The organism is Fusobacterium varium (assembly GCA_021531615.1).
Lineage (GTDB): Bacteria > Fusobacteriota > Fusobacteriia > Fusobacteriales > Fusobacteriaceae > Fusobacterium_A > Fusobacterium_A varium_C.
Map to the genome: position 1 here is coordinate 1 of JADYUE010000104.1, position 371 is coordinate 371.

The 371-nt window shown below is 34.2% G+C and carries 1 protein-coding gene; it reads left to right on the forward strand.

Annotated features, from left to right (window positions below):
- Positions 1 to 63: 63 nt before the first annotated feature.
- Positions 64 to 371, forward strand: a 308-nt coding sequence (locus tag I6E31_12515) for a hypothetical protein (protein MCF2640780.1), incomplete at its 3' end; no start/stop codon positions are given.

The window sequence follows — 371 nt, forward strand, 5'->3', positions numbered from 1 at the left end:
CTAAGCTATAATAGAAGTACCTTAGGAGCTCAAAGGTAAATAAAATATTTTGGGGGAATTTATATGACAAAATCAAACACAGTTTTGGCAACTATTGTCAAAGAGAAGGCTAGAGTGGAAAACTCTATTGAAAGAGAAGGGGCAATCAAGAAAAATGTGGAGAACACAGAGGCAGTTTTAGAACATATTGCAGAGCTTGTAGAGGCAAATACTCCACTACCTGAGGACTCTAACTTTGCATCTTATGAAGAGTGGGAAAACTTCCTAAATAAGAGATTAAAAGCTTTCAATAGCTCACTTGAGACAATTGCTAAACAAAAAGATCTACTTTCTGCTTATGAATACTATATAACTAATAATCCAGTTGTATA